At 63.3% G+C, this 23424-nt stretch carries 28 protein-coding genes and 2 pseudogenes; 18 read left to right on the forward strand and 12 right to left on the reverse strand.

What is annotated here, in order from left to right:
- Positions 1-161 precede the first annotated feature (161 nt).
- Together BRA1417_RS0120570 and BRA1417_RS0120575 are read left to right on the forward strand one after the other, a co-directional pair.
- On the forward strand, positions 162-584 hold the full coding sequence (locus tag BRA1417_RS0120570) for an MAPEG family protein (protein WP_027517430.1): 423 nt from the start codon (positions 162-164) through the stop codon (positions 582-584).
- 34 nt (positions 585-618) lie between these two features.
- Positions 619-1917 (forward strand): RsmB/NOP family class I SAM-dependent RNA methyltransferase, encoded by a 1299-nt coding sequence (locus BRA1417_RS0120575; RefSeq protein WP_027517431.1) that lies wholly within the window; start codon positions 619-621, stop codon positions 1915-1917.
- A gap of 114 nt (positions 1918-2031) precedes the next feature.
- On the opposite strand, the gene BRA1417_RS0120580 is transcribed toward BRA1417_RS0120575, so the two are convergent.
- From BRA1417_RS0120580 to BRA1417_RS0120590, 3 genes are all read right to left on the reverse strand, one after another.
- Positions 2032-2241: a cold-shock protein gene (locus BRA1417_RS0120580; RefSeq protein ID WP_007592195.1), complete on the reverse strand. Its 210-nt coding sequence runs from the start codon at positions 2239-2241 to the stop codon at positions 2032-2034.
- A 258-nt stretch (positions 2242-2499) separates the two neighbouring features.
- Positions 2500-2832, reverse strand: coding sequence for a DHCW motif cupin fold protein (locus tag BRA1417_RS0120585; RefSeq protein ID WP_027517432.1), 333 nt, complete (start codon positions 2830-2832; stop codon positions 2500-2502).
- A gap of 157 nt (positions 2833-2989) precedes the next feature.
- On the reverse strand, positions 2990-3361 hold the full coding sequence (locus tag BRA1417_RS0120590; RefSeq protein WP_027517433.1) for a nuclear transport factor 2 family protein: 372 nt from the start codon (positions 3359-3361) through the stop codon (positions 2990-2992).
- A 148-nt stretch (positions 3362-3509) separates the two neighbouring features.
- On the opposite strand from BRA1417_RS0120590, the gene guaA reads away from it, so the two are divergent.
- Together guaA and BRA1417_RS0120600 are read left to right on the forward strand one after the other, a co-directional pair.
- The gene (guaA, locus tag BRA1417_RS0120595; RefSeq protein WP_027517434.1) at positions 3510-5108 is read left to right on the forward strand and encodes a glutamine-hydrolyzing GMP synthase; all 1599 of its coding nucleotides are present in this window, start codon (positions 3510-3512) and stop codon (positions 5106-5108) included.
- A 17-nt stretch (positions 5109-5125) separates the two neighbouring features.
- Complete coding sequence (locus BRA1417_RS0120600) at positions 5126-5515, forward strand: hypothetical protein (RefSeq protein ID WP_027517435.1); 390 nt, start codon at positions 5126-5128, stop codon at positions 5513-5515.
- A gap of 195 nt (positions 5516-5710) precedes the next feature.
- Here the strand turns inward: BRA1417_RS0120600 and BRA1417_RS0120605 are convergent, their stop codons facing one another.
- Positions 5711-6292 carry a DeoR/GlpR family DNA-binding transcription regulator gene (locus tag BRA1417_RS0120605; RefSeq protein WP_245286367.1) on the reverse strand — a complete coding sequence of 194 codons (582 nt, stop codon included), beginning with the start codon at positions 6290-6292 and terminating at the stop codon, positions 5711-5713.
- A gap of 99 nt (positions 6293-6391) precedes the next feature.
- A pseudogene (locus BRA1417_RS45680) lies at positions 6392-6514 on the reverse strand (DeoR family transcriptional regulator); the annotation flags it as partial.
- A gap of 257 nt (positions 6515-6771) precedes the next feature.
- Here BRA1417_RS45680 and BRA1417_RS0120610 point away from each other — a divergent pair.
- Genes BRA1417_RS0120610 through BRA1417_RS0120630 form a run of 5 tightly spaced genes read left to right on the forward strand, consistent with a single transcriptional unit; the run spans position 6772 to position 11713 of the window.
- Complete coding sequence (locus BRA1417_RS0120610; protein WP_027517437.1) at positions 6772-7791, forward strand: ABC transporter ATP-binding protein; 1020 nt, start codon at positions 6772-6774, stop codon at positions 7789-7791.
- A 57-nt stretch (positions 7792-7848) separates the two neighbouring features.
- Positions 7849-9102, forward strand: coding sequence for an ABC transporter substrate-binding protein (locus BRA1417_RS0120615; RefSeq protein ID WP_027517438.1), 1254 nt, complete (start codon positions 7849-7851; stop codon positions 9100-9102).
- A 12-nt stretch (positions 9103-9114) separates the two neighbouring features.
- Positions 9115-10068, forward strand: a complete 954-nt coding sequence (locus BRA1417_RS0120620) for a carbohydrate ABC transporter permease (protein ID WP_371259999.1) — start codon at positions 9115-9117, stop codon at positions 10066-10068.
- Positions 10065-10874: a carbohydrate ABC transporter permease gene (locus BRA1417_RS0120625; RefSeq protein WP_027517440.1), complete on the forward strand. Its 810-nt coding sequence runs from the start codon at positions 10065-10067 to the stop codon at positions 10872-10874. Before BRA1417_RS0120620 ends, BRA1417_RS0120625 begins: the two co-directional genes overlap by 4 nt.
- On the forward strand, positions 10874-11713 hold the full coding sequence (locus BRA1417_RS0120630; RefSeq protein ID WP_027517441.1) for an endonuclease/exonuclease/phosphatase family protein: 840 nt from the start codon (positions 10874-10876) through the stop codon (positions 11711-11713). The genes BRA1417_RS0120625 and BRA1417_RS0120630 overlap by 1 nt, the downstream gene beginning before the upstream one ends.
- A 23-nt stretch (positions 11714-11736) precedes the next feature.
- On the opposite strand, the gene BRA1417_RS0120635 is transcribed toward BRA1417_RS0120630, so the two are convergent.
- From BRA1417_RS0120635 to BRA1417_RS0120655, 5 genes and pseudogenes are all read right to left on the reverse strand, one after another.
- Entirely contained in the window at positions 11737-12369 is a 633-nt protein-coding gene (locus BRA1417_RS0120635) for a class I SAM-dependent methyltransferase (protein ID WP_027517442.1), read from the reverse strand.
- Positions 12370-12409: 40 nt separating this feature from the next.
- Positions 12410-12789 (reverse strand): annotated as a pseudogene (locus BRA1417_RS40620) (nuclear transport factor 2 family protein).
- 85 nt (positions 12790-12874) lie between these two features.
- The gene (locus BRA1417_RS0120645) at positions 12875-13474 is read right to left on the reverse strand and encodes an NAD(P)-binding domain-containing protein (RefSeq protein WP_027517443.1); all 600 of its coding nucleotides are present in this window, start codon (positions 13472-13474) and stop codon (positions 12875-12877) included.
- A gap of 32 nt (positions 13475-13506) precedes the next feature.
- Positions 13507-14259, reverse strand: coding sequence for an SDR family NAD(P)-dependent oxidoreductase (locus BRA1417_RS0120650; protein WP_027517444.1), 753 nt, complete (start codon positions 14257-14259; stop codon positions 13507-13509).
- Positions 14260-14309: 50 nt separating this feature from the next.
- A complete protein-coding gene (locus BRA1417_RS0120655; RefSeq protein WP_027517445.1) occupies positions 14310-15044 on the reverse strand; it encodes an SDR family NAD(P)-dependent oxidoreductase in 735 nt (244 codons plus the stop codon).
- A gap of 263 nt (positions 15045-15307) precedes the next feature.
- Here BRA1417_RS0120655 and BRA1417_RS0120660 point away from each other — a divergent pair, with 263 nt between their 5' ends.
- The 3 genes from BRA1417_RS0120660 (at position 15308) to BRA1417_RS0120670 (ending at position 16994) form a co-directional block, all read left to right on the forward strand.
- Entirely contained in the window at positions 15308-16204 is an 897-nt protein-coding gene (locus BRA1417_RS0120660; RefSeq protein ID WP_027517446.1) for a LysR family transcriptional regulator, read from the forward strand.
- Between the two features lie 106 nt (positions 16205-16310).
- Positions 16311-16553 carry a type II toxin-antitoxin system Phd/YefM family antitoxin gene (locus BRA1417_RS0120665; RefSeq protein ID WP_027517447.1) on the forward strand — a complete coding sequence of 81 codons (243 nt, stop codon included), beginning with the start codon at positions 16311-16313 and terminating at the stop codon, positions 16551-16553.
- Positions 16554-16556: 3 nt separating this feature from the next.
- Positions 16557-16994: a type II toxin-antitoxin system VapC family toxin gene (locus BRA1417_RS0120670; RefSeq protein WP_027517448.1), complete on the forward strand. Its 438-nt coding sequence runs from the start codon at positions 16557-16559 to the stop codon at positions 16992-16994.
- Between the two features lie 45 nt (positions 16995-17039).
- On the opposite strand, the gene BRA1417_RS0120675 is transcribed toward BRA1417_RS0120670, so the two are convergent.
- A complete protein-coding gene (locus BRA1417_RS0120675; protein WP_027517449.1) occupies positions 17040-17945 on the reverse strand; it encodes a LysR family transcriptional regulator in 906 nt (301 codons plus the stop codon).
- Positions 17946-18056: 111 nt separating this feature from the next.
- On the opposite strand from BRA1417_RS0120675, the gene BRA1417_RS0120680 reads away from it, so the two are divergent.
- From BRA1417_RS0120680 to BRA1417_RS0120710, 6 genes are all read left to right on the forward strand, one after another.
- The gene (locus BRA1417_RS0120680) at positions 18057-18701 is read left to right on the forward strand and encodes a DsbA family protein (protein ID WP_027517450.1); all 645 of its coding nucleotides are present in this window, start codon (positions 18057-18059) and stop codon (positions 18699-18701) included.
- 72 nt (positions 18702-18773) lie between these two features.
- On the forward strand, positions 18774-19670 hold the full coding sequence (locus tag BRA1417_RS0120685) for an MBL fold metallo-hydrolase (RefSeq protein WP_027517451.1): 897 nt from the start codon (positions 18774-18776) through the stop codon (positions 19668-19670).
- 1 nt (position 19671) lies between these two features.
- The gene (locus BRA1417_RS0120690) at positions 19672-20076 is read left to right on the forward strand and encodes a nuclear transport factor 2 family protein (RefSeq protein WP_027517452.1); all 405 of its coding nucleotides are present in this window, start codon (positions 19672-19674) and stop codon (positions 20074-20076) included.
- A 321-nt stretch (positions 20077-20397) separates the two neighbouring features.
- Positions 20398-20904 carry a suppressor of fused domain protein gene (locus tag BRA1417_RS0120695; RefSeq protein WP_027517453.1) on the forward strand — a complete coding sequence of 169 codons (507 nt, stop codon included), beginning with the start codon at positions 20398-20400 and terminating at the stop codon, positions 20902-20904.
- A 124-nt stretch (positions 20905-21028) separates the two neighbouring features.
- Positions 21029-21910, forward strand: a complete 882-nt coding sequence (locus tag BRA1417_RS0120705; RefSeq protein WP_027517454.1) for a GyrI-like domain-containing protein — start codon at positions 21029-21031, stop codon at positions 21908-21910.
- 167 nt (positions 21911-22077) lie between these two features.
- Entirely contained in the window at positions 22078-22836 is a 759-nt protein-coding gene (locus BRA1417_RS0120710) for an SDR family oxidoreductase (protein ID WP_027517455.1), read from the forward strand.
- 81 nt (positions 22837-22917) lie between these two features.
- Here BRA1417_RS0120710 and BRA1417_RS0120715 read toward each other — a convergent pair whose 3' ends face one another.
- Positions 22918-23268 carry an ethanolamine utilization protein gene (locus tag BRA1417_RS0120715; protein WP_027517456.1) on the reverse strand — a complete coding sequence of 117 codons (351 nt, stop codon included), beginning with the start codon at positions 23266-23268 and terminating at the stop codon, positions 22918-22920.
- Between the last annotated feature and the right edge of the window lie 156 nt (positions 23269-23424).

Here is a 23424-nt window from a genome sequence, read left to right on the forward strand (position 1 = left end):
TCTCGCCTTGCGCCCACGAGGGGCCAAAATCGCTTTAACTGTCGACAGTTGGTCGCCTCATCGGGAACGCCGGTTCAACTCGTTGATTGTCAGGACCAGCGGTGACCGCTAATGGACGCTAACTGTGCCTTCCGCCGGATGGGACAATCCCGGGAATTCCGATGTCCGTTCAAATGGTTTTGCTGCCGGTCTTCGTGCAGGTCGGTCTCACCTTCGCACTCCTGATCGCCATGGCGACGGGACGCCGGCGCGCGCTCGTCTCCGGCGAGACCAAGAGCCGTGACATTGCGTTGGGCGAGCCCAACTGGCCCAAGGGGGCCACACAATTCGCCAATTGCTACCGCAACCAGTTCGAGCTGCCGGTGCTGCTCTATGTCCTGATCGCGCTGGCGCTCCCGTTGCGCCACGCCGATCTCTTCATCGTGCTGATGTCCTGGGTGTTCGTGGTGACGCGCTTCGTCCATGCCGGAATTTTCGTCTCCTCCAACAATCTCGGACGCCGCTCCACGATCTGGCTCGCCGGCGTGGTCGTCTTGCTCGCGATGTGGATCTACTTCGCGCTGAAAATGCTGTTGCTGATCTAGGCGCTACTCGCCGATCCTGATCTGAAAGATTCAAATGACTCCCGCTGCCCGGCTGTCCGCAGCCATCGAACTGATCGACACTATCGAGAAAGACCGCGTCCCCGCGGCCAAGGCGCTGAAGGAATGGGGCACCGCGCACCGCTTCGCCGGCTCCGGCGACCGCGCCGCCATTGCCGGCCTCGTCTGGGACGTGCTGCGCCGCTATGCCTCGAGCGCGTACCTGATGGATTCGGACACCGCGCGGGCGCGGCTGATTGGCATGCTTCGCCTCGAGCGCAACATGGATGTGGCGACGATGGCCGCGCTGTTCGACGGCAGCCGCTTTGCCCCCGCGCCGTTGACCGAGGCCGAGCAGGCCGCGCTCGCCTCGCGGTCGCTTCAAGGTGCCCCGGCCGCGATCGCCGGCGACTATCCGGAATGGCTGGATCCGTATTTGGCAAAAGCCTTCGGCGAAGAGCGGGTCGCGGAGGCAGCCGCAATGGCGAGCCGGGCGCCGCTCGACCTGCGCGTCAACACGCTAAAATCCAATCGCGACAAGGTGCTGGGGGCGCTTGCTCATCTTCATGCGAAACCGACGCAGTGGTCCGCAACCGGCCTGCGCATCGAGCTTTCGGCCGATGCGCGCAACCCCGGTATCCAGGCCGAAGAGGATTTCATCAAGGGCGCCATTGAAGTGCAGGATGAGGGGTCGCAGCTTGCGGCGGCCCTGACCGCGGCAAAACCCGGCGAGCAGGTGATCGATCTCTGTGCGGGAGCCGGCGGCAAGACGCTGGCGCTGGCCGCGATGATGCAGGGCAAGGGCCGGCTGATCGCGACCGACAGCGACAAGCGGCAACTTGCGCCCATTCACGAACGCCTGTCCCGCGCCGGCGTCCACAATGCCGATGTGCGCACACCCAAGGGCGAGGCCGATCCGCTGGCCGAGATCAGCGCCACCGCCGACCTCGTCGTGATCGACGCGCCCTGCACGGGAACAGGAACCTGGCGCCGCAACCCCGATGCCAAATGGCGCATGCGCCCGGGCGCGCTGGAGATTCGGTTACGAGACCAGACTGCGGTGCTCGATCGCGCGGTGCCGCTGGTCAAGGCCGGCGGCCGCATCGCCTACATCACCTGCTCGGTGCTTTCAGAGGAGAACGGCGAGCAGGTGAGGGCGTTCACCAGCCGGCATCCCGAGTTCGCGGTGGTGCCGCCGGAGCAGACCGCGAGCGTGCTCTGGGACAAGGCGGAGGAGTTTGCGCAAGCCGCGCTGCAATCGCCGGAAGGCTGGCTGATGACGCCGCGGCGGACCGGGACGGACGGGTTCTTCGTCTCGGTCTTGAAGAAGGCATAGCCCACCCCGTCACCGCGGCCCCAAAACAAAAACCCCGCGAACCGGAACCCGGTCGCGGGGCTTTCTAACTTGACGTTCTGCCGGTACGTCCGTGGTCAGAACGGGGCGCGGCTATTAGCCGACGCGGAGATTGTCAGCCGAGGACTTGCCGCTGCGACGATCGGCGACGATGTCGAACGAGACCTTCTGGCCCTCGTTGAGGGTCGACAGGCCAGCGCGCTCGACGGCGCTGATGTGCACGAACACGTCCTTGTCGCCGTCATCCGGCTGAATGAAACCAAAACCCTTTTGATTGTTGAACCACTTCACGGTGCCCATAGCCATGGGAATTTCCTTTGCTTAAGAAGTTAACACGCGGACCGGTACGCACTATTGCGCCCATAATCCTGATCAGTCGATGTTGGAGAAATCATCTGAAGCGTGCGCGCCCGTCAGCAACGAAGCGAAGCGGCCCAGTCGTTCGGCCAAGTATCGATGATCACAATATAGCGAGATTTTGGGGCCACTTCAAGGCACCACCCGCCGCTCGGGATGTCGCCGAATTTTGCTATTTTGCGGTGCAAATTAACCCTCCCGGGGCGCTCAATCGACGATAAACAGCGTCGCCCCCGTCACTGTGGAGGACCGGTGCGCGGCGTCGCCGAAATCCGAGACCTGGTAGCTCATCCCCGCCGTGAGCTTGAACTTGCGCCCGTCGCGCAGCTCGCTGTCGAGCTCGCCCTGCAGCACGTAGAGCACGTGGCCGCGGTCGCACCAATGGTCGGCGAGATAGCCCGGCGAATACTCGACCATCCGCACCCGGAGATCGCCGATGTCGAGCGTGCGCCACTGGGCCTGCCCGGTCTCGCCGGGATGGATGGTCGGCTCGACCTTGCTCCAGTCGGTGACGGTGAAGGGGGAGGTGGGGAGCTTCATCTGGAATCCTGTGTCAGAGCCGGCGCCGGTGTTGTTAGCGTACGTTCGCGCCACAGTCTCCGTCATTGCGAGGAGCCCTTGCGACGAAGCAATCCAGACTATCCCCGCGGACACAATTCTGGCTTGCTTCGCTACGCTCGCAATGACGGGGGACAGGCTAGTGCACCGGATGATTCGCCGATCCCTGCACGATCTTTCCGGCCGCATTCACCCGCAGATATTCGCAGATCTTCTTCCCGCGCTCGTTCTCGTAGAACACCACGACACTATCCGGGCTGACGAACACATCGATCACCGTGAAATGCAGGTTCGGCAACAGGGCGAGCGCCTTGCCCCAATAGGCGCGCAACGCATCCTTGCCGCGCACGGTGCCGCTTTCATCGAAGCCCATCGCCGGGATGCGGTCCGAGGTCATCACGACGTCCTCGTCATAGAGCGAGAGCACGCGTTCGAGGTCGCGCGCGTTCCAGGCCTCGACCCAGGTGCGGCCGAGCGCGGCGAGATTCGACGGCTGGTGATGGTGTGGCATGACGTTCTCCCTGTTCGGCCCTTGGTGAGTAACGGGCCATATTAGGTCAATAATACTTACCTATATCGATTTGTCCATGCCCAAAGAAGAATGTGGGCGCGCGGCCCGCGCGGTTGCGGGAAAAGTCCCCGTCGCGTATTTGCTTGCCATGACAGCAGCACAGACCGACCGCTCCGCGTCGACGCCCTCCGTGGCCTCGGCGCATGACAAGATTCTCATCGTCGACTTCGGCAGCCAGGTGACGCAGCTCATTGCGCGTCGCGTGCGCGAGGACGGCGTCTATTGCGAGATCGTCCCGTTCAACAAGGCCGAACAAGCTTTCAACGAGATGAAGCCGAAGGCGGTGATTCTCTCCGGCGGCCCTGAATCGGTGCATGAGGCGGGCTCGCCCCGCGCCCCGCAAGCGATCTTCGATTCCGGCGTGCCGGTGATGGGCATCTGCTACGGCCAGATGGCCATGGCGGAGCAGCTGGGCGGCACCGTCGAGGGCGGCCATCACCGCGAGTTCGGCCGCGCCGATGTCGAGGTCAAGGCGCCGAGCAAGCTGTTTGAGGACGTCTGGTCGCCAGGCGGCAAGAACCAGGTCTGGATGAGCCATGGCGACCGCATCACCAAGATGCCGCCGGGCTTCTCGGTGGCTGGCACGTCGCCGAACGCGCCGTTCGCGATCATCCAGGACGAGACGCGCAAATATTACGGCCTGATGTTCCACCCCGAAGTGGTGCACACGCCCGACGGCGCCAAACTGATCCGCAATTTCGTCCGCAAGATCGCCGGTCTTTCCGGCGACTGGACCATGCGCGCCTTCCGCGAGGAGGAGATCGCCAAGATCCGCGCCCAGGTCGGCAAGGGCAGGGTGCTCTGCGGCCTGTCCGGCGGCGTCGATTCCGCGGTCGCGGCTGTGCTGATCCACGAAGCGATCGGCGAGCAGCTCACCTGCGTGTTCGTCGATCACGGCATGCTGCGTCTCGATGAAGCCAAGACCGTGGTCGACCTGTTCCGCCACCACTACAACATCCCGCTCGTGCACGTGGATGCCTCGAAGCAATTCTTGGGCGAGCTCGAAGGCGTCACCGATCCCGAAACCAAGCGCAAGACCATCGGCCGCCTCTTCATCGAGGTGTTCGAGGCGGAGGCCAAGAAGATCGGCGGCGCCGACTTCCTGGCGCAAGGCACGCTCTACCCCGACGTGATCGAGAGCGTCTCCTTTACCGGCGGCCCCTCGGTGACGATCAAGTCGCACCACAATGTCGGCGGTCTCCCCGAGCGCATGAACATGAAGCTGGTCGAGCCCCTGCGCGAGCTGTTCAAGGACGAGGTGCGCAAGCTCGGCCGCGAGCTCGGCCTGCCCGAAATCTTCGTCGGCCGCCACCCGTTCCCGGGCCCCGGCCTTGCCATCCGCTGCCCCGGCGACATCACGCGCGACAAGCTCGACATCCTGCGCAAGGCCGACGCCGTCTACATCGACCAGATCCGCAAGCACGGCCTCTACGACGACATCTGGCAGGCCTTCGCCGTGCTGCTGCCCGTGAAGACCGTCGGCGTCATGGGCGACGGCCGCACCTACGACTTCGTCGTGGGCCTGCGCGCCGTCACCTCCACCGACGGCATGACCGCGGACTTCTACCAGTTCGACATGAAGTTTCTCGGCGAGACCGCCACGCGCATCATCAACGAGGTGAAGGGCGTGAACCGGGTGGTGTACGACGTGACGAGCAAGCCGCCTGGGACGATTGAGTGGGAGTAGTTTTTAAAGACCGAGGCATGCTGATGCGCGCCGCGTTGAAAGTGGTGCTGGCCGCAATATTTGTCATGCCGGCTGCGGCGGCTCTGGCGAAGTCTCCGGACTGCGCGAGTTGGCCCACCAACATGGCCCTCGTGCACCTCAAGAACGCCGGCCTGATTGATATCCCATCGGTGATCGAGGCGCAGACCAAGGCCGTTCGTCTCGCATCCGAAAAGATCGGCAAAGACCTCTACCAGCAGGTTCACGACATCACCTTTCACACCAAGGATGGCAAGACGATCGAGGTCATCACGAAAAACCAGGCATCAAGCGAGGAATGCTCGATGAGCGGCGTCGACGTCTATGTGGTCGCGAAGAAAATCGGCGGGTCGGCAGAGCTGCCATCTGACGGCACGACCAAAAAGTGATCCGGCCGCATCGAAAGCTCAAGAACCAGGGTGGAATGACGATTGATCCAAATCGGATCGAGCCCTGGCATCGCGTCATGAACGCCGAACAACGAATTGAGAAGTTGGAAGCAGCGCTTGGGACCAGCTTGCCCGTGGCGTATCGCGCCTTCCTGTGGTCACATAGGAAGAGCCGTCTCGTCCAGTTCAGGCGGGTTAATTTCGCGCAGGCTGCGTGGCTGCGGCACGCGCGGCATCCGATGTATGAATGCGCTCGGCAAATTTGGCGCCGACCGGTATAAAGGCCGGTGGCAGCGGCCCGTCGGTGAATAGGTGGTTACAATCGGCGAGATGTCCGCCGCGCACCGTGGCGTTGCGGCCGAATTTTGTCGTGTCGGCGACCAGCACGGCGGTGCGCGAATTGGCAACGATGGATTGCCGCGCCAGGACTTCGTCGATGTGAAAGTCGAGCAGCGCGCCGTCCTGATCGACGCCTCCGACGCCGAATATCCCGTAATCGGCTCGATAACCTGCAAAAAAGCGCGCCGCCGCTTCGCCCACGATATCCCGATCGAGAGAACGGAGCGTGCCGCCCGCGATGGTGATTTCGACGTCGGGATTTTGTGCGAACGCCGCGGCCACATTCAGATTGTTGGTGATCACGCGCAGATCCTGACGGCGGGATAGCGCCTGCGCGACATATTCAGGTGTTGTACCCAGCCCGATCATAAGCGACGCCCCGTCGGGAATGAAGCTCGCAGTCGCGTGTGCGATGCGCCGTTTGGCGTCGGCGTTCAATCCCTGTCTGCTTCCATAAGCGAGATTCTGGTTTTGAACGGGCAGGCTGACGCCGCCGTGCATTCGCCGGAGTAGCCCTTGATCGCAGAGCCCGTTGACTACGCGGCGAATGGTCTGCTGGGTGACGTCAAAACGCGTTGCAAGCTGCTCGATCGAGGCGAATCCTTCGTCGCGCACGATCTCCAGTATGTAGGCCTGACGTGACGAGACTGTCTTGAGCATGGGCTGTCCGTTCGAAGCAAACTATCATCCGAACGTTTATGGCGCAATTTTCTGTTTCATATGCTGCTCCAATATGTTCATATGAACAAAATAGCTCGCTGCGCCGGTGAACGTTGCGTGGCCATCGGGAGGGACGGCATGGATCGGTCTGCTCATGGCGACCAGCTTTGGGCTGCTCCGCGCGCGCAGGATGCTGCGAGCATGCCGAGCGATGTCTGCGCGCGGCGCAGAGCTCTGCAACTGAGAGCGAACGGGCCATGTCAGCGATCACGCTGAGTCATGTCTCCAAGTTCTGGGGCGCGATGCGCGCCGTCGATGACGTCAGTCTGACGGCGGACGAGGGCTCGCTGCTGGTGCTGCTGGGACCGTCCGGCTGCGGCAAGTCGACCACGCTGCGGCTGATCGCCGGCCTTGAGGATGCTGACGCCGGTACGATCGCCATCGGCGGCGTCGACGTGACCCATCTGACTCCGGCACAACGGAAGATCTCCATGGTCTTCCAGTCGTACGCGCTGTTTCCGCATTTGAGTGTAGCCGAGAACATCGTCTTCGGCCTGCGTGTGCGGCGCGTGTCGCGCGCCGAACGAGACGAACGGCTCCGGCGTGTGGCCGAGATCGTTGGCCTTGCGCAGCTGCTTGAACGCAAGCCGTCGCAGCTGTCCGGCGGCCAGCGCCAGCGGGTCGCACTGGGACGAGCCATCATCGCGGAAGCGCGGGTCTGCCTCATGGACGAGCCGCTTTCAAATCTGGACGCCAAGCTGCGGCATGAGATGCGGACGGAGATCCGTACCCTGCAACAGCGGCTCGGAATGACGATGGTCTACGTGACCCACGACCAGACCGAAGCCATGACGATGGCGGATCGCGTCGTGCTGATGCGCGATGGTCGTATCGAGCAGAATGGCACACCGGAGGAGCTGTATAACCGGCCGGCGACGGCGTTCACGGCGCGGTTCATCGGCACGCCGCCGATGAACCTGTTGCGCCAGGGCGATCATCTCATCGGCATCCGGCCGGAGCATATCCGCATCGTGTCGGGCGGAGACCATTTTGCGCACGTCAGGGCGATCGAGCATCTTGGGGCCGACAGCATCGTTCTGTGCGAGGTCGATGGTCAGCCGATCTCAGTGCGGCTCGAAGGTTTCAGCAAGGTTCGGCCAGGCGAGGATGTCCGGATCGCGTGGGAACCCGGGTTCGAGCATTGGTTCGATTCGAATTCGGAAGCTCGCTTGGAGACCATCGTCACAGAGGGCCAGCGGGCGATCACCGGTCGATAGCAGCGCTGTTTCAAACGCAGTAACGAAGGAGACTGTCCCATGTTTGCGCGACGAACGATGTTGATGGCAGCGGCACTTGCCGTACTCTCGATGGCTGCACGCCCGGCCGCCGCGGTGGATCTGACCATGTACTATCCGGTCGCGGTCGGTGGTCCCGTCACCAAGATCATCGACGACATGGTCTCGCGCTTCGAGAAGGACAATCCCGACATCAAGATGACGGCGGTCTATGCCGGCAACTACACCGATACGATGACCAAGGCGATGACCGCCATGAAGGGCGGGCAGCCGCCGCAACTGTCGGTGTTGCTGTCGACCGACGTGTTCACGCTGATGGACGAGAACGCCATCGTGCCGTTTGACGATCTCGTCGGGGACAAGGCCTGGTTCAAGGAGTTCTATCCGGCGTTCATGGCGAACGGGCAGATCGACGGCAAAACCTGGAGCGTGCCGTTTCAGCGTTCGACCATCGTGCTTTATTGGAACAAGGACGCCTTCAAGGAGGCGGGGCTCGATCCCGAGAAGGCGCCGGCGTCGTGGGACGAAATGGTCGAGATCTCGAAGAAGCTGGTCAAGAAGGATGGCGGCAACACGACACGCTGGGGCATCGAAATTCCCTCGACCGGTTATGCCTACTGGATGCTGCAGGCGCTGGCGATCGAGAACGGCCAGAAGATGATGAACGAGCCCGGCAACGAGGTCTATCTGACCGCTCCCAAGACGGTCGCCGCCCTCGAGTACTGGGTCGACCTGTCGCGCAAGCACAACGTCGCCCCGGCCGGCAGCATCGATTGGGCGACGCTGCGCAACGATTTTCTCGAAGGCAAGACGGCGATGATGTGGCACACCACCGGCAATCTGACGGCGGTCAAGGACGCCGCGAAATTCCAGTTCGGGGTGGCCATGCTGCCGGCCAGGGAGCGGCGCGGATCACCGACCGGCGGCGGCAATTTCTACATCTTCAAGAGTGCGTCTCCCGACCAGCAGAAGGCCGCCGTCAAGTTCATTCGATGGATGACGGCTCCGGAACGCGCGGCGGAATGGAGCATGAAGACCGGCTACGTGGCGGTGTCGCCGGCCGCCTACAAGACGCCGGCGATGGAGGCCTACGCAAAGGGCTTCCCGCAGGCCACAGTTGCGCGCGATCAGTTGGAGCATGCGGTGCCGGAGCTCTCCGTCCATGAGAACGGCCGCATCTACAAGTTTGTCGGCGATGCCGTGCAGGCTGCGATCACGGGCGCGCAGAAGCCGCAGGAGGCGTTGGCTGCCGCGCAGCAACAGTCCGACCGCGTCTTGCGCGCCTACAAATAGGGACGTGGCGGGATGGCGCGCCGCCGCCATCCCGCCGGCTCACAGATGTCCGACTCCATCGCCTCGTCGTCAATTGCCCCGCGCCGCGTCCGATCGCAGGCGTGGTGGAACACCGTGAACGCCTGGCTGCTGCTGTTGCCGGCGGCCGTCCTGCTGATCGCATTCACGCACTTTCCGATTCTGGCGACGATCCGGCATTCGCTGTTCGTCACGCGCCGGAATGGCACGGAGGCCTTCGTCGGGCTTGACAGCTATCGGTCCATGGCGGCCGATCCGATCTTCTGGAAGGCGCTGGTCAATAATTTCTGGCTCGCGCTCGGCACGATCCCCACCTCGATCGCCCTGGCTCTGGTGATGGCGATCTGGGTCAATCGCAACATGCGCGGCCGCGGCTTTCTGCGACTGGCCTACTTCACGCCGACCGTGCTGCCGATGATCGCCGTCGCCAACATCTGGCTGTTCTTCTACACGCCGGACTATGGGCTGCTCGATCAGTTGCGCGGCCTTTTCGGTCTCGGTGGCTGGAACTGGCTGGGCGATCCCTCGACGGTGATGAGCTGTCTGGTCGTGATGGTGATCTGGAAGGAGGCCGGCTTCTTCATGATCTTCTACCTGGCGGCGCTGCAGCAGCTCTCGCCGGACCTCGAGGAGGCCGCTTCCATCGAAGGCGCGAGCCGGTGGTACACGTTTCGCCGGATCACGTTCCCGCTGCTGATGCCGACCACGCTGTTCGTGGCGATCAACGCAGTCATCAACTCCTTCAAGTTGGTGGACCATCTGGTCATCATGACCAAAGGAGGTCCCAATAACGCCAGCACGCTGCTGCTCTACTACATTTATGAAGTTGCCTTCACCTTCCAGGATTCCTCTTACGCGGCAACACTGACGGTCGTGCTTCTGATGCTGCTGAGCTCGGTTGCGCTGATCAAGTTCGGTTATCTCGATCGTAGGATCCACTATCAATGAAAGGCCGGACGCGCCCCATTGAAGCCGTCGCAGCATGGCTCCTGGCTTTGATCTGGCTCGCCCCACTGGCCTACGCCTTCTGGAGCGCGCTGCATCCGGCCGCCTACGCCACGTCGTTCAGCCTGTCCGCGCCCTGGACGCTGGAGAATTTTGCCCGGGCCTGGAACCAGGCGCCGTTCGCCCGGTACTATCTCAACACGGTCGTGCTGGTGACACTAATCCTGGTCGGTCAGCTCATCCTGTCGACGCTGGCGGCCTACGCCTTTGCGCGCTTCAGGTTCAGGGGCAGCGGCATCGCTTTCGCCCTCGTTCTGCTCCAGCTGATGATCATGCCCGACGTCCTGATCGTCGAGAACTACCGCGCGATCTCAGGGTTGGGATTGCTCGATACGATCCCTGCGATCGCGCTGCCCTATCTCGCGAGCGCCTTCGGCATCTTCCTGCTGCGGCAGACTTTCAAGGGTGTGCCCCAGGAGTTGGTCGAAGCCGCCCGGGTCGAGGGAGCGGGTCCGCTCGGAATCCTGTGGCGGGTCTATGTCCCGCTGGCTCGCCCGACCTACGTCGCCTTTGGCCTCGTCTCCGTCAGCTATCACTGGAACAATTTCCTGTGGCCGTTGATCGTCACGAATTCGGTGGAAGCGCGGCCGCTCACGGTGGGGCTTGCCGTGTTCGGCGCGCCTGAAACCGGCGTGGATTGGTCAGTGATCACGGCGGCAACGGTGATGACGATGGCGCCGCTGCTGATCGCGTTTCTGCTGTTCCAGCGTCAGTTCGTCCAGTCGTTCATGCGTGCAGGCATCCGGTAATGAGACTTCTCACCTGGAACATACAGTGCGGAAAAGGCTGCGACGGCGTGACCGATCTGGCGAGGATCGTTGCCGTCGCCCGGCAGACGCTCGACGCGGACGTGTTCTGTTTCCAGGAGGTGAGCGCGAATTTCCCGAGATTTGGTGATGGAGCGGATCAGAGCGTACAGCTTGCAGCCCTGTTGCCCGGCTACTCCGCAATATTCCGACCTGCAATCGAAACTGTCGATCGTGATGGCAACCTCCATCGCTTCGGCAACATGACGCTGTCGCGGCTGCCGGTGCTGCAGATTGCCAACCACCTGCTGCCATGGCCGGGTGCAGCCACGGTGCGCAGCATGCGCCGTCACGCCCTGGAGGTGACGGTTCAGGCCTCGTTTGGCGCGATCCGCGTCGTCAACACGCATCTCGAGTTTCATTCGGCCGTCCAGCGCGAGGCCCAGATCGCGCGGCTGCTGGATTTGCAGGAGGAGGCGTCGATGAGCCCGAAGCAGGCCGGCTCACGGCACGATGAGCCGTATGGAAGTCAGACCGTCGCTGCGTCGAGCCTGCTGTGTGGCGATTTCAATTTTGACGTTGCCGACCCTCAGCACGCATTGATTGCTCGATCCGGCCGGCCTGGCCTGACGTATCGGGATGCATGGACCGCCAATCGTCCCGGCCGAGCGCGTGCGCCGACTTGCGGAATCTACGACCGCGCGCAGTGGGCCGACGGGCCCGACTGCCGCGACTTCATTTTCGTGACGGAAAATTTGACCGGCTACCTTCGCAGCATCGAGGTCAACGAAGCGACTGATGCTTCCGATCACCAGCCCATTGCAATCAAACTGTCGGAATAGACTGACGTCGGCCCCGGGACCCGTCACGGCTTCACGAACCGATAGGCGAAGCGATCGGTCTTGCCCTTGATGGCGGGATCGAACACCTTGATCGTGTGCGGGTCGTCCTTGTTTGCGAGCAGGATGCTTTCGGCATCCAGCACGAAGCCGGCCGCCTCCACCTCCTTGCGAACGGATGCAGGCTCGATCCGATGCAGCGATTGGGCCTCGCTCGTGCCCGTCCCGAGCGCGGCGGCGTGGTCGACGATGACGTAGCACCCGCCGGGCTTCAGCCGCTCGTAGACGGCGCGATTGAACTGGGCCGCCGTCGCGCCCCTGGCCTCGATCAGCGCGGTGTGGAGATCGTGGTAGAACAGGTGCAGCCACAGGACGTCAGCTGCTTGCGTGGCCTGCGGCATCGCCACAAGATCCGCCGAGACGGCTTCGACGTTCTCTCGACCCGGCTCCCTTGCAAGCGCCCGCATGAGTCCGAGCGGATCGTTCTTGAAGTGGGCCACTTCGGCCGGCACGAAGCTGTCAACCCGCCCTTCGCCTCCCACGATCTCGGAGAAGAGACGGGTCCAGTCGCCGTCCCCTGGGTAAACGTCGATCACGGTGGAGCCCGCGTTTACGCGCGCGAACCGGATCAACTCGGCTAGCTTGGATTGGTCGTACATCGGAACTCCTTTAGGCTCGGGCATTCGATGCGCGCGCGGCTCATGCCAGTGCCTGCGTGTCGACGTACTCCCGGATGTTCGTCAGTTTGCCGTTGCGAACGGTGATGGCGAAGACCCAGTCGTCCCTAAACGTCTTGTTCGTGGCTTTGATCTTTCCCGTCGCGAAGCCGACGACCAGGACCCGGTCTCCTTGCGCGACGAACTCGCGGGGTTCCGTGGACGTTTCGATCGATCTGGATGCCGTCTCCAGCAGATCCGTCACCCCATCGCGCCCGCGATGCGTGCCGGCCAGCGGCCAGTCCTCGCCGGGGATGATCCACCGATGTCTTCAGTGACCAGCGCCAGCAGAGCCTCGCTGTCGCCGCATCCGATCGCGGCGAAGAAGTCTTTCATCGTCTGGACGTTCTTGTCGGTGCTCATAGTCATTTCTCCATGTCACTCGGATCGGATCGCGCGCGATCCGATCCCGTGTGTCGTATCCCCAAGAGTGGGGACGTCGTGTTCGTCAGTCGAACTTGACCAGATCCTTGAAGATCAGGTGGCCCCAGCTGTTTCCGCGCGCCTGCACAAGCAGCCCGCCTTCCGAAAGCCCGCCGAGTTTGATCGGCGCGAAGCCGAGAGTTTCCGCAAGCGCGACAATTTCCGCTGCCGCAGCGTCGTCATCGCTCGCCAGGAACACGACTCTCCTGCCACCATGGACGGCCGGATCCTGGGCAAGGGCGGCAGCACCCAAATGGTTGAAGCCCTTGACCAGTCGAGCCCCAGTGAAGGCCTGCGCGACGGCTTTGGAGGAAGGTTGTCCTCCCAGTTTCTCAGGGGGCACGCCGAAGGCATTGGTCACGTCGACGATGGTCTTGCCCTGCCAGCTGGGCAGCGCCTTCGCGACATCCTGGTGCGACTCGAAACGGACCGCCAAAAAGATGATGTCTGCCTCGACGGCGTCCGCCAGCATTTTGGGAATGATCGTGGGTCCGATTGCGGCCGCGGCGGATGCAAAGCTTTCCGGGTCGCGCGTGGTTGCAACGGATACTTCGATGCCATTGCGGGCAAACGCCCTGGCCAGGGCCTGGCCGATATGGCCGAAGCCGATGATTGCGTAGCTCATGATGTTTCTCCGATCTTGTGTCGATGGCGCGGTCAGACCTGCGCCATGCCGCCATCGACGGCGAGATCCACGCCGGTGATGTAGGAACTTTCATCGGAGGCGAGGAACGTGACGGCAGCCGCGATTTCCTCCGGCTTGCCCCTGCGACCCATCGGGACCTGTGAAGCAAATCCGGCGGCGGCTTGCTCGGCTTGCTCGCGGGTCAGGCCCGTCGTCGTCTCCAAAGCGGGGGTCTCCGTTGGCCCGGGGCTCATCGTATTGACGCGGATCTTGCGGTCTTTCAGCTCCAGCGTCCAAGCGCGCGAGAAGCTGCGCACCGCCGCCTTGCTCGCGGCGTAGACGCTGAATCCTGGCAGCCCCTTCACGTTCGACACCGAAGAGTTCAGGATGATCGAACCGCCGTCCCTGAAGAGGGGGAGGGCCTTCTGCACCGTAAAGAACAGCCCCTTCACGTTCACATCGAAGGTCTGGTCGAAATGGGCCTCGGTCGCTAGCGCGAGCTGCGCGATCGTCCCCGCGCCCGCGTTCGCGAAGAGAATGTCGATGTGACCGTGTTTCTCTTTCACGACGGCATAGAGCCGGTCCAGATCTTCCAGGCGCGACACGTCGCCGATGACCGTCGTCACGTTTCTCTCGATGACGGCTGCGGCGTCCTTCAGCTCTTTCTCGCGTCGTCCGGTGATGACGACATGCGCACCTTCGTCCACGAAGCGCTTGGCTGTGGCCAATCCGATCCCGCTGCTGCCGCCGGTGATGATTGCGATCTTGCCTTCGAGTTTTTTCATGATCTTTTCTCTCTGGTTGTGTGTGGGCCAGGCGCGAGACCGCGCCCGGGTCAGAGCTGCGCCAGGCCGCCGTCGACGGCGACTTCGCTGGCGGTCATGAAGCTGCTGTCCGACGACGCGAGAAAGGCAGCCACGGCCCCGATCTCCGAGGGATCGGCCATGCGCTGGAGCGGAGTCATCGCGGCGAAGACCTTCTGGCCTTCCTCGCCCAACGCTTCCTTCGCGAGTTCGGTCGCGGTCGCCCCGGGCGACAGCACGTTGACGCGGATGCCGCTGCCCTTCAGGTCCTCCGCCCAGGTCCGCGCGAGGTTGCGCACGGCCGCCTTGCTGGCGCTGTAGGCGCTCATGGCCGGGGCGCCCGTGGTGCCCGCGCTCGATCCGGTCAGGATGATCGAACCGCCCCGGCGCATCAGCGGCAGCGCTTTCTGCACCGTGAAGATCGTACCCTTCACATTGGTGTCGAAGGTTTCGTCGATGTGTGCGGTGGTGATCTTGCCGAGTGCAACCTGGCTTCCCGCTCCGGCATTGGCGAAGACGATGTCGAGGGCTCCGCGCTCGGCCTTCACCGCCGCGTAGAGTTGATCGAGGTCCGCCTCATCCGAGACCGAGCCCTTCACCGCGCGGGCATTGGGTCCGAGGGCGGCAACAGCCGCGTCGAGCGCTTGCTGCCGGCGGCCGAAGATGAAGACGAAGGCGCCGTCCTCGATGAAGCGCTTTGCCGCGGCGCGGCCGATGCCGGTCGCGCCACCCGTGATGACTGCAACCTTGCCGTCAAGCTTTCCCATAATTTCTCCTGTCGTGGTGTCGGGCAGCATCTGCCTCCGAGGACCACGAGATAGGTCCGGCGGCGTCAGGCGTTGAGTGCGGAAGCGTGCACATCGGTGGTGCGAAATCGAACCGGGCGGGCGACTGACGCCAGCGGCGACGAGCGGTGTCCGCCGTTCGGAATGGGCCTGCTGGCCGGAACGGGCTATGATGACCGCCCGGACTGCGGTACGAGGCGTTGGATAGGGCTTGGAAGGCGCACCGCGCGGTGCGGGATCGCACCATGATCGACTGGGACGACGTTCGCTACTTTCTGGCCGTCGCGCGCGGAGGCTCGGTGCGGGCGGCCGCCGAGCAACTCGGTGTGAACCACGCGACCGTGCTGCGACGCATCGCCCAGCTCGAGGAACGCCTCGGGGTCCAGATGTTCGAAAAGCTGCCTTCGGGCTACCGGCTGACGGCGGCGGGCGAGGAGGTCCTCGAATTCGCCGAACAGATGGAAGCCTCGTCACACCAGCTCGAGACGCGCGTGTTCGGGCGCGATCAGAGCGTGCGCGGGCGTCTGCGGGTGACGCTGGCGCCGCCGATGGCGACACATTTGCTGATGCCTGATTTCGCCGATTTCGCGCGTCTGCATCCCGACATCGAGATGGATATCCTGTCGTTCGGCGAACTTGCAAACCTGACCAACCGGGAGGCCGACGTCGCGATCCGCGTCGTCTACGACCGCAAAACCCTGCCGCAAAATCTTCACGGCACGAAGGGACCGGAGCTGTTCGGCGGCGTCTACATGTCGCGCGACAGACTAGCCGCGTGGCGTGCCGGCGCGCCTGATCCCATCCGCTGGATCGTCATCAGCATTCACGGCATCCCGGATTGGGCCAGCGCGGGTGAGGTCCGCACCACGGGCGTTCCATTCAGGGTCACGGACGCCGGGGCGCAGATCATTGCGGTCCGGCAAGGGGTCGGCATCACGACGCTGCCGTGCTTCGTTGGCGATGCCGACCCATTACTGGTGAGGGTGCCGGGCACCGAGTTGCACATGTACGGAACGGTCTGGCTTCTCACGCAGGGCGAGACACGCAAGACCAAGCGCGTGCGGCTGTTCACGGAGTTCGTATCCCGCAGGCTTGCCGCGTATGCGCCGCTTCTCGCGGGGCTGTCGGCGGCGCGCGACTGAGGCGCGACGGGTCGCTCCATTCGGATGCCGTCCGGTGGTCGGCTGGAAATGTCTTGAAATGCAAGCCGTCCCCCTATATGACTACTGTAGTCATATTGGAGGGCCGATGCGAGAGATTCAGCTTCGTGATGCAAAGGCCAACCTCTCCGCGGTCGTCGATGAAGCGGTCGATGGCAAGCCCGCGATCATCACGCGTCACGGTAAAAAGCAGGCGGTGGTCTTGAGCTACGAGGAGTGGCGGCGTCTGGCGCAGGTGCCGAGCTTCGGGCGCCTGCTGATGGCGGCCCCCGTGAGGGCCGGCGATGTGCCGACGCGTAATCGCGCCAAGCTGCGCAAGACCGACTTCTGAGACGTGTACCTCGTCGATACCAATGTCATATCTGCCGTCTCGCCGAACCGGCCGACGCCTGCGGCACTCGTCGAGTGGATGGATGCGCAATCCGCCTCCTTGTTCTTGTCCGTCGTGACGATTGCGGAGGTTGAGGACGGAATAGCCAAATTGCGACGCGAGAAAGCCAGGCGCAGGAGTAGAGATTTGGCTCAATGGCTGGAAGCCGTGCTGCACCTGTATGAGGATCGAATCCTGGCATTCGATACCCCCACTGCGCGGATCGCCGGACAATTGTCCGACCGCGCGCGAGGGCAGGGGCATTCTCCGGGATTTGCCGATATCATGATTGCCGCAACTGCGCGTCAGCACTCGTTGACCGTCTTGTCACGCAACGCGAGGCATTTCCTGCCGCTTGGCGTACCCGTGCATGACCCCTTCGGCGAGCTGCCGCCGTCCTGATCATCGCGCGGGCATATGGAGGGCGGCCGCCAATTGGCTCCCCAGCTAATCAGCCCCATCCGAACCCGCCCGTCGCTGAGCCGCAATCAACATCTCCACGAACGCGGTCACCTTGGGCGGACGGAAGCGGGCCGCGGGGTAGACCGTGTGGATGCCGCCAGATGGCAGTTGCCATTGCGGCAGGATGTGAATGAGGCGCCCCGCCGCGAGATCGTCGGCCACCAGGAAATCCGGCAGCACCGAAAGGCCGCCGCCGGCGAGCACGGCCGCGAGCACGCCCGGCGTCGTGTCGATGGCAATGCTGGCTTGCAGGCGCACGGCGCGTCGATCGAGATCGCCGCGCGAGAACTGCCACAGCAGCGGCTCGCGCAGCGCCATGTTGGCGACGAACGGAAGCGTCGCGAGATCGTCGGGATCGCGCGCGGCGGCGATCCGATCCGTGAAGGCGGGAGCGCCGACCAGACATTGCCGGAACGATCCGATCTTGCGCGCCTGCAGGCTGGAATCGACCAGCCAGCCGACACGGATCGCCATGTCGATCTGGCCTGAGGCGAGATCGACCGTCTGATCTTCGAGCGTCAACTCCACGCGGCAGTTGGGATAGCGTGCCGCGTAGGCGGTGACGACGGCGACGACGACGGCCGTGCCGTAATCGTTGGGCGCCGTGATCCGCAATGTGCCGGTCGGCGCGGCAGCGGCCTGGGCGAGTTCGTCGAAGGCGTCCTCCGCTTCGCGCAGGATCATGACGCAGCGCGCATGAAACATGCGGCCCGCCTCGGTCGGATGGACCCGGCGCGTCGTGCGCACCAGAAGGCTGGTGCCGAGATCGCGCTCCAGCTGCGCCACCTGCTGGCTCACCACGGCCTTGGTGATGCCGAGCCGTTCGGCGGCCCGCGTGAACGATCCGGTGTCCACGACCGCTGCGAAATAGGCCAGTCGATTCAGGTTCATCGGCTCTGTCCGGTCAGATCTAATTGTCAGGCAATAACATACATTTTGTCTATTTTGTTGATATTTATCTATCAATTCGCACGTGCCACATTGCGGTCCAAGGAGATCGCCATGTCCGCGCCCATTCAAATCACCTACCTGTTCGATCCGCTCTGCGGCTGGTGCTACGGCGCCTCCACGCTGCTGGAACGGCTCGTCGCTCGACCGGATTTCGCTGTCGAACTTGCGCCGACAGGTCTGTTCGCCGGCGAGGGCGCGCGTCCGATGGACGATGGTTTTGCGGCCTACGCCTGGAGCAACGACCAGCGGATTTTGCGTCTGAGCGGCCAGCCGTTCAGCGAAGCCTATCGCCGCGATGTGCTGGGTGACCGCACGCGCCTGTTCGATTCCGGCCCGGCGACTCTGGCGCTCACCGCTGTCGCGCTCACGGTGCCTGATCGGGAGTTCGCGGCGCTGAAGGCCTTCCAGCTCGTCCGCTATGTCGAAGGCCGCGACAGCACCGAGATGTCCGTTCTGTCGGATGTGCTCTGCGCGATGAATTTGCCGGAGGTTGCCGCCCGCCTGGCGAGCCCCGACGCCGTATTGATCGCCGCGTATCGCGCGCGTCTCGAGGCTGCGCGTGCCGAGATGCGCCGGTTCGGCGCCAACGGCGTCCCGGCCCTGATCGTAGGCGCAGGCAATGATCGCCGCCTTGTGCAGGCAAGTGCGCTGCTCGGCAGCCTGGACGTCCTCGTCGACGGACTGAAGGCGGCCTGAGCGCAGCGATCAACACAGACCGGACCATCCAGCTTTCATTTCGTGATCCCAGACCAGCACCAGGAGACCAACATGCCGACAAGGAGAACCATCATGAAAACCACTCTCGCCGCGGGCGCCGCAGCAGTCTTCGCACCCGCAGGCCTCGGCCATGCCGCCGGCGGGCTAGCCTGGAAGCATTTTCCAGCCGGACAAAACGGCTTCTTCCGGGCTCCCGTTCTGGTGTCCGGGCCGAGCGAGGCCGTGCTGATCGATGGCGGCTTCACGCTGTCCGACGGCAAGGCTGTCGCAGACGCCATCAAGGCCACTGGCAAGAAGCTCACCACCATCTATATCAGCCAGTCGGACCCGGATTATTATTTCAGCCTCGGCGCGATCAAGGCTGTCTTCCCCGAGGCCCGCGTGCTCGCGGCGCCCGCAACATTGGCCGCCATTAACGCCAGTGTCGAAAAGAAGCTTGCCGTCTGGGGCCCGCAGCTCAAGGCGAACGGCCCGCAGGTGCTTGCCGATGTGGTCATTCCCGAAGCGTTCGACGGCAAGGCGCTCAGCGTGGACGGCGAGACCATCGAGATCGTCAGCGCGGACGGCCTGGTCAACCGGCGCTATCTGTTCGTGCCGTCGCTCAACGCGGTGTTCGGCGGCGTGCTGATCTTCTCGGGCGTCCATGTCTGGACCGCCGACACGCCGACCAAGGAGCAGCGTGCCGCCTGGATCGCCAATCTCGAAAAGATCGCGGCGCGCAAGCCGGCGATCGTCGTGCCCGGCCATTTGTCGGTGGATGCGAAGACCGACCTGTCGGGTGTCGAGCACACCATCGCCTACCTCAAGGCGTTCGACGAGGAGCTCGCGAAGGCCAAGGATTCCGCCACGCTCAAGGCGGCGATGGAAGCGCGCTTTCCCGGCCTCGGCATGGGCGTTGCGCTCGACATCGGCGCCAAGGTCGCCACCGGCGAGATGAAGTGGGGTTGAGATGGGGGCGAACCTCGACCTGATCCGCGCCACCTATGAGGGATCCTCGTCGGAAGAGAACGGCCGCAACTTGCTGGCCGCTCTCGCTCCCGATGCCGCATGGACCGAAGCGGAAGGGTTTCCTTATGCGGGCACTTATATCGGACCCGACGCGATCATATCAGGCGTGTTCCGGCGTCTCGCCACCGAATGGACCGGCTACCGCGCCGATGTTCACACCTATCTCGAAGACGGCGATCGCGTCGCCGCCTTCGGTGTCTACTCCGGGACCTACAAGGCAACGGGCAAATCCATGCGCGCCAATTTCGCGCATCTCTATCTGCTGAAGGACGGCAAGATCGCCAGCATGACGCAATATGTCGACACCGCGATGGTGCAGAAGGCGCTGGAGCCTGCTGGCCTGTAACAGCGGTATGATGTCGGAATCTAGGAGAGGGGAGCCCGCCACATGCGGGCTCCCCTTTTTCGCTCCGGCGCCTGCTAGATCTTGATGGAATTATGCGCGGCCGAGGAAGTCCACCGCGCGCGTGAACGAGGTCGTGGATATGACCACCGGCCTCGTCTATACCGAGGTCCCACGACAGGCCGGAGCGGCAATCGTATGGTCACAGTCATCGCGGTGAAGACTGCCGACGACCTTGGAGTTTTGACGTGAGGAGCCATGGTGGTTTCGGAAGACAACAAATCTCTCGCCCGCTACTTGAGAGATGTTACGCAGGGCTCGCCGATGGTTACGAAATATTGGGATGACGCCCACGTCTGCGACGTCGATATCATGATCATCAAGAACGTCCCGGCAGGAGGCGTTTCCACCTATGCCAGCCTCGCGCTCTCTGACGCCAAGACAGGCCTGACGTCCGGCGGCAAGGCTCTGGGCGTCGAGATCCTGCTGGCTCTGGCGACGGAATGCGCCGAGGGCGCCAACATGATCGCGACCTGCGCTTTCAGCATCAAGAAGGGCGAAATCACACCCTTGCCCGGCGTCGTCATTCCGCGAGCCCTGGAACTGTATGGCGAAGGGCGTGACATGAAGCACGCCATGCTGATTTCTCCGTTCTTGTGGGAGCTGGAAACACAGTCCTTCTCGGCCAAATCCGTCGTCTGGCTGCAGGTGCTGCCTATTTCCGACGCCGAGCGGGACTACGTGCTGGCGAACGGGCCCGAAGCGCTGGAGGATCTGTTCCAGGACCGACAGATCGACGTGTTCGACATCGATCGTCCCAGCGCTCTTTGATACTTGATCGCCGGCATCCTCGTGGACGCCTGCGCCGTGCCCTGGGATGCCTGCCAAACCGCAAGATCGGTCGAGCATGTCATGGCCGTCAGCGACTAGATGGAGCCGCCACGGAGGAGGGACGATGAAGGCGGCGCTGCAAAACTATCGGGACCGGATGCGACGGGTGCTTGATCATATCGACCGGCATCTCGACGGTGATCTGGATCTGGACACGGTGAGTGCTGTTGCGGCTTTCTCAAAATTTCATTTCCACCGGCAGTTCTCGGCAACCTTCGGATTATCAGTGCATCGCTATGTCCAGCTGGCCCGCATGAAGCGCGCTTCGCATCAGCTGGCCTTTATGGACGCCCTTGATGTCACGGAGATTGCGATGGATGCCGGTTACGACGCGCCTGACGCCTTCGCCCGTGCCTTTCGGCAACGGTTCGGGCAATCGCCGTCGTCGTTCCGGAAGTCTCCCGACTGGGAGCCGTGGCTTGCGGCCTTCGGGCCTCTCGACAACGCCAGGAGCAAGCTCATGCAGCAAACGTTTACCAATGACGACGTGACGATCCGCGATGTTCAACCCACCAAGGTGGCGATCATGGAGCATCGCGGCGACCCGGCGACGCTTCCCGCCACGATCCAGCGCTTCATCGCGTGGCGCAAGGCGGCGAACCTGCACCCCAGGACAAGTCCGACCTTCACGGTCTGGCGCTCCGAGCGGCGTCCTGCCTCGCCGGCCGAGTACAGCACGGACCTCTGCGTCGGGACCGACCAGCTGATCGCGGCCAACGGCGAAGAGATCAAGGCCGGCGAGATCCCCGGCGGACGCTGCGCGGTGCTGCGCGTCGTCGGCTACACCGACAATCTCGAGCCGGCCGCGCTCTTTCTTTATCGCGACTGGCTTCCTGCCAGCGGCGAAGAAGCGCGCGACTTCCCGATCTATTGCCAGCGGCTGAGCTTGTTTCCGGAGGTGCCGGAGCACGAGACGGTCGCGGACGTTTTCTTGCCGCTGAAGTAGCGTTTGCTGACGGCGGCCTGTCACTCCGATCACGGAAACCGGCAGGCCGCCATTGGCGGAGCAATACCGCCACGATGTGATCCCGCGTTCAACTCGGGAAACGGGTGGCAGCTCGCTGGTGCCTGATGTCTTGTTCGGCTCCTTTTTGACATCAGGAGAGTTTCGCGGTGGAACTGGCAAACAAGACGATCATCATAACCGGCGCCAGCAGCGGCATCGGTGCTGCCGCAGCATCATTGTTCGCGTCCGAAGGCGCCGATGTGGTGCTCGGGGCGCGTCGCGGCCCCGAGCTGCAGGCCGTTGTTGCAAGCATCAAGAGCGCCGGAGGGCGCGCGACTTTTCTCGCGGGCGACGTTCGGGACACCGGCTATGCAGCCCGCCTTGTCGCGCACGCCGTCACGACCTTCGGAAAGCTTGACGGCGCTTTCGACAATGCCGGCATCGTCGGCGACATGATGCCGGTCCCCGAGATGAAATTCGAAAACTGGACCGATGTGCTTGCGGTGAATCTCACCTCGGCGTTCCTCAGCGCAAAGGCGCAGATCCCGGCGCTGCGCAAGCAGGGCGGTGGCTCCATCGTCTTTACCTCGTCCTTCGTTGGCTTCAGCAACGGTGGCTTGCCGGGAATGGCGGCGTACGCAGCTGCGAAGGCAGGACTGATCGGTCTGGCTCAATCGCTGGGCGCCGAGCATGCGGCCGAAGGCATTCGCGTCAACGCGCTTCTGCCTGGAGGGACCATCACTCCGGCGGCAGGCGAGGGAAATCCCGACGCCCTGAATTTCATCGCCGGGCTTCATCCGATGAAGCGGATGGCCAGTCCCAAGGAGATCGCGCAGGCGGCGGTTTTTCTCCTGAGCGACCGGGCATCGTTCATGACGGGCAGCCCCATGACGGTTGACGGCGGCATGTCGGTCCGCCTGACCTGACGACTCGGGCTCGATCGACGGGGCTCTGCGCCGTCGATCGGACCAACTGATAGCGAGGTGCGCGGTGCGCGAAGGCCTGCCTCACCCGCGCGCCTCCTGCCAGTGCGGATAGGTGACATAGGCGGTGACGGCGCCTTGCTCATGCGAGCGAATGGTGACCTGCGTGCCCTTGGGCATGTGGACGATCTCGCCCGGACCGGCGGTCACAGTGCCGGCGTTGCTCGACACCGAGAGCGTCCCTTCGAGTACGACCATCACGTCGTCGACAGCGATTGTCTCGTCGAGGATCTGGTTCGGCGCGTAGCGGCCGTAGCCGATGGTGATCGGCGCGCCATCACGCTGGTCGATCACATTGCCGACGAATATGTCGCCATCCTGGCCCGGCGAACGCTCGAGCGTTGCGTCAGAGATAGCAAACTTGCGAACTTGCATGAGATGTCTTCCGTCTTTTCAAAGTTGGCGGGTTGAGGACGATAGAAGCCCCAGGCAAGTGTTTTGTTCAGCGCGCCTTGCGGGACCGTTTGACGCAGATGGCGCGACGATGGGTGGCGCGCAGGAGACGGTTGGTGACCAGCGCGCGGCGACGGT

This window comes from Bradyrhizobium sp. WSM1417 (assembly GCF_000515415.1).
GTDB lineage: Bacteria > Pseudomonadota > Alphaproteobacteria > Rhizobiales > Xanthobacteraceae > Bradyrhizobium.

Coding starts and splice junctions, on each gene's coding strand:
- BRA1417_RS0120660 (WP_027517446.1), top strand. CDS start 15,308: ATGATCGACTGGGACGACGTTCGCTACTTTCTGGCCGTCGCGCGCGGA.
- BRA1417_RS0120625 (WP_027517440.1), top strand. CDS start 10,065: ATGAAAGGCCGGACGCGCCCCATTGAAGCCGTCGCAGCATGGCTCCTG.
- BRA1417_RS0120570 (WP_027517430.1), top strand. CDS start 162: ATGTCCGTTCAAATGGTTTTGCTGCCGGTCTTCGTGCAGGTCGGTCTC.
- BRA1417_RS0120630 (WP_027517441.1), top strand. CDS start 10,874: ATGAGACTTCTCACCTGGAACATACAGTGCGGAAAAGGCTGCGACGGC.
- BRA1417_RS0120585 (WP_027517432.1), bottom strand. CDS start 2,832: ATGAAGCTCCCCACCTCCCCCTTCACCGTCACCGACTGGAGCAAGGTC.
- BRA1417_RS0120675 (WP_027517449.1), bottom strand. CDS start 17,945: ATGAACCTGAATCGACTGGCCTATTTCGCAGCGGTCGTGGACACCGGA.
- BRA1417_RS0120715 (WP_027517456.1), bottom strand. CDS start 23,268: ATGCAAGTTCGCAAGTTTGCTATCTCTGACGCAACGCTCGAGCGTTCG.
- BRA1417_RS0120650 (WP_027517444.1), bottom strand. CDS start 14,259: ATGAAAAAACTCGAAGGCAAGATCGCAATCATCACCGGCGGCAGCAGC.
- BRA1417_RS0120690 (WP_027517452.1), top strand. CDS start 19,672: ATGGGGGCGAACCTCGACCTGATCCGCGCCACCTATGAGGGATCCTCG.
- guaA (WP_027517434.1), top strand. CDS start 3,510: ATGACAGCAGCACAGACCGACCGCTCCGCGTCGACGCCCTCCGTGGCC.
- BRA1417_RS0120580 (WP_007592195.1), bottom strand. CDS start 2,241: ATGGCTATGGGCACCGTGAAGTGGTTCAACAATCAAAAGGGTTTTGGT.
- BRA1417_RS0120635 (WP_027517442.1), bottom strand. CDS start 12,369: ATGTACGACCAATCCAAGCTAGCCGAGTTGATCCGGTTCGCGCGCGTA.
- BRA1417_RS0120575 (WP_027517431.1), top strand. CDS start 619: ATGACTCCCGCTGCCCGGCTGTCCGCAGCCATCGAACTGATCGACACT.
- BRA1417_RS0120645 (WP_027517443.1), bottom strand. CDS start 13,474: ATGAGCTACGCAATCATCGGCTTCGGCCATATCGGCCAGGCCCTGGCC.
- BRA1417_RS0120655 (WP_027517445.1), bottom strand. CDS start 15,044: ATGGGAAAGCTTGACGGCAAGGTTGCAGTCATCACGGGTGGCGCGACC.
- BRA1417_RS0120695 (WP_027517453.1), top strand. CDS start 20,398: ATGGTTACGAAATATTGGGATGACGCCCACGTCTGCGACGTCGATATC.
- BRA1417_RS0120680 (WP_027517450.1), top strand. CDS start 18,057: ATGTCCGCGCCCATTCAAATCACCTACCTGTTCGATCCGCTCTGCGGC.
- BRA1417_RS0120705 (WP_027517454.1), top strand. CDS start 21,029: ATGAAGGCGGCGCTGCAAAACTATCGGGACCGGATGCGACGGGTGCTT.
- BRA1417_RS0120620 (WP_371259999.1), top strand. CDS start 9,115: ATGGCGCGCCGCCGCCATCCCGCCGGCTCACAGATGTCCGACTCCATC.
- BRA1417_RS0120600 (WP_027517435.1), top strand. CDS start 5,126: ATGCTGATGCGCGCCGCGTTGAAAGTGGTGCTGGCCGCAATATTTGTC.
- BRA1417_RS0120590 (WP_027517433.1), bottom strand. CDS start 3,361: ATGCCACACCATCACCAGCCGTCGAATCTCGCCGCGCTCGGCCGCACC.
- BRA1417_RS0120665 (WP_027517447.1), top strand. CDS start 16,311: ATGCGAGAGATTCAGCTTCGTGATGCAAAGGCCAACCTCTCCGCGGTC.
- BRA1417_RS0120685 (WP_027517451.1), top strand. CDS start 18,774: ATGCCGACAAGGAGAACCATCATGAAAACCACTCTCGCCGCGGGCGCC.
- BRA1417_RS0120615 (WP_027517438.1), top strand. CDS start 7,849: ATGTTGATGGCAGCGGCACTTGCCGTACTCTCGATGGCTGCACGCCCG.
- BRA1417_RS0120610 (WP_027517437.1), top strand. CDS start 6,772: ATGTCAGCGATCACGCTGAGTCATGTCTCCAAGTTCTGGGGCGCGATG.